This window comes from Dialister sp. UBA1703 (assembly GCA_002320515.1).
GTDB lineage: Bacteria > Bacillota > Negativicutes > Veillonellales > Dialisteraceae > Dialister.
The window spans coordinates 1-2,719 of sequence record DCJJ01000130.1; the positions used below are offsets into that span (position 1 = coordinate 1).

Below are 2,719 nucleotides of genomic sequence, written 5' to 3' on the forward strand. Positions count from 1 at the left end.
AGGAAAGCGTAGAAACCTATTCTGCCCCCTGCATAGGGGTGGCAAGGGAACACGATTCGTAAGGAAACGAAGCGACCTGAGAATCGTGTGACACGCTTTCCCGTGGAGAAAGTCCGGCGCAGCCGGATAAGGGGGAGCCGCGTAGCGGCTAATCACCAGAATTCCAATCAAGCCTTATGACACAGAAAAGCAAATCCCGTAACGCTGACTTTATACTCATCGCCCGAAGGGCGATACCACCCCCTTTGAACCCTCTGAACCCTCTGAACCTTCTGAACCCTCGCGCCAAAGGCGCGTCCATAAAAACTTTTCTTTTTTCTTGCCAAAACAATATTGAAATTTACAGATATGCATGATATAATACTTTCAGAAAGTTAAATATGCTTCGCCAATCATGAATACGGTGGCGAGCAAATTCAGTATTATATATTTCCAAGGAGGAAACAATTATGTCTTTAAACGGTAAGAAAATCAGCGAATTCCAGGTAAAAGCTTATCAGAACGGTGATTTCATCGATGTAAGCGACAAGGACCTCATTGGCAAGTGGAGCGTTCTCTTCTTCTATCCGGCAGACTTTACCTTTGTATGCCCCACAGAACTGGAAGATCTCCAGAACAAATATGATGAATTCAAGAAAATCGGATGCGAAATCTACTCCGTATCCTGTGATACCCATTTCGTTCACAAAGCATGGCATGAATCTTCCGAACGCATCGGCAAGGTAGAATTCCCCATGATCGGCGACCCCACCGGCAAGCTGTCCAAGGATCTGGACATCTATATCGAAGCGGAAGGTCTCACCGAAAGAGGCACCTTTGTTATCAACCCGAAGGGTGAAGTAGTGCTTTATGAAGTCAGCGCAGGCAACATCGGCCGCAATGCTGATGAACTTCTTCGCAAGGTAGAAGCTGCTCAGTTTGTTTACGAACACGGCGATGAAGTATGCCCCGCTAAATGGCATCCGGGCGAAAAGACCCTGAAACCGTCCTTTGATCTGGTTGGCAAGTTATAATTTCAGGAGGCATCATGGATACAGTTTATGATGCCATAATAGTAGGCGGAGGACCGGCAGGGCTCTCCGCCGCTATTTATATGGCAAGGGCACGGTTTCATGTACTGGTCATCGAAAAAGAAAAGATGGGCGGCCAGATTACCATTACATCGGAAGTTGTCAACTACCCCGGCATTTTCCATACCAGCGGTGAGAAGCTCACTTCTGAAATGATCCGACAGGCTAAAGCCTTCGGCGCCGAATTTCTCTCTGCTGATGTGACAGGCCTTGAACTGGAAGGAGACTATAAGACCGTCCATACCAGACGCGGCGACTTCAAAGCGCTCGGTATCATTTATGCCGGCGGCGCTCATCCAAGACTGGCAGGCTTTACGGGAGAAACAGAATTCAGAGGCCATGGCGTAGCTTACTGTGCTACCTGCGACGGCGAATTTTTTACCGGCCGCACTATCTTCGTCATTGGCGGCGGTTATGCAGCTGTGGAAGAGGGCCTCTTCCTCACAAAGTACGGAAAGAAGATTATCATGGTTATCCGGGGAGATGATTTCTCCATCGACTCCGCTGCAGTGGAAGAATTGAAAGAACATCCCCAGGTTACCATTCTCTACCACACCCAGGTGGAAAAGGTGGAAGGGGACAGCGCTGTCCGCCGGGTAGTACTGAAAGACAGGAAAACCGGTGAAGAAACGGTGTATACTGCCGATGACGGCGATTTCTACGGCGTCTTCGTCTTCGTAGGCTATGCGCCGGAAAACGGCCTTCTTCAGGGCAAAGTGGATCTGAATCCCCAGGGCTATGTCATTACCGACAGGGACCAGAAAACAAATATTGATGGCGTCTATGCTGCCGGAGATATCTGCGTGAAAAACCTCCGCCAGGTGGTGACCGCCGTATCTGATGGTGCCGTGGCAGCTACATCTTTGGAAAAATACCTGGGCAGTCAGTACAGAAAACTTCACATGAAACGGACCTACGTGAAAAAAGTGGAACCCAAAGAGGAACCCAAAGCAGAGGCAGCGAAAGCAGAAGAAGGTGCCTTCCTGGACGACGATACCAGAGGAGCCCTGAAGCCGGTGCTGGACCGCTTCGAAAAGCCAATTACCCTTCGTCTCTACAAAGACGATAGCGAACTTTCCTACGAAGATGAAAAGCTCCTGAAAGAACTGGCGTCCCTTTCTGATAAAGTGTCCTTTGAAATGAAAAACGCTGAGCCGGGACTGGAACACACCATCTCCATTGTCAGAAACGACGGCACAGAAGCAGGTCTCTACTTCCACGGCGTCCCCGGCGGTCATGAATTCAACTCTTTCATCCTGGCCATGTACAATACCGCCGGTCCAGGACAGGATATAGGGGAAGATAATGAAAAGCGCATTGCTGCCATTCAGGATAAGAAAGACGTGACCATTGCCGTCTCCCTCTCCTGCACCATGTGCCCCGACCTGGTAGCTGCGGCAGAACGCATCGCCGCCGCCAGCGATAAAGTCACAGTCCACGTCTATGACCTGGCCCACTATCCGGACCTCCAGAACAAATACAACATCATGAGCGTTCCCTGTCTCATCGTCAATGGCGGAGATGTTCACTTCGGCAAAAAAGGTGTTGCCGAACTGCTGGATATTCTGGGATAAAATAAAAACCTGCTCTTCGGGGCAGGTTTTTTATATGGACAAGCCCCTTTGGGGCTTGAGGGTTCAAGCGCCTTC

Annotated in this window: 2 protein-coding genes; both read left to right on the forward strand. The window is 49.8% G+C overall.

Features of this window, described 5'->3' with window-relative positions; all coding sequences use genetic code 11:
* The first annotated feature begins 449 nt into the window (after positions 1-449).
* Positions 450-1,013 carry an alkyl hydroperoxide reductase subunit C gene (ahpC, locus tag B2Y11_RS05875; protein ID WP_008858883.1) on the forward strand — a complete coding sequence of 188 codons (564 nt, stop codon included), beginning with the start codon at positions 450-452 and terminating at the stop codon, positions 1,011-1,013.
* Positions 1,014-1,027: 14 nt separating this feature from the next.
* Positions 1,028-2,644, forward strand: a complete 1,617-nt coding sequence (locus B2Y11_RS05880) for an FAD-dependent oxidoreductase (RefSeq protein ID WP_291057264.1) — start codon at positions 1,028-1,030, stop codon at positions 2,642-2,644.
* The last annotated feature ends 75 nt before the right edge of the window (positions 2,645-2,719 follow it).

Coding starts and splice junctions, on each gene's coding strand:
- B2Y11_RS05880 (WP_291057264.1), top strand. CDS start 1,028: ATGGATACAGTTTATGATGCCATAATAGTAGGCGGAGGACCGGCAGGG.
- ahpC (WP_008858883.1), top strand. CDS start 450: ATGTCTTTAAACGGTAAGAAAATCAGCGAATTCCAGGTAAAAGCTTAT.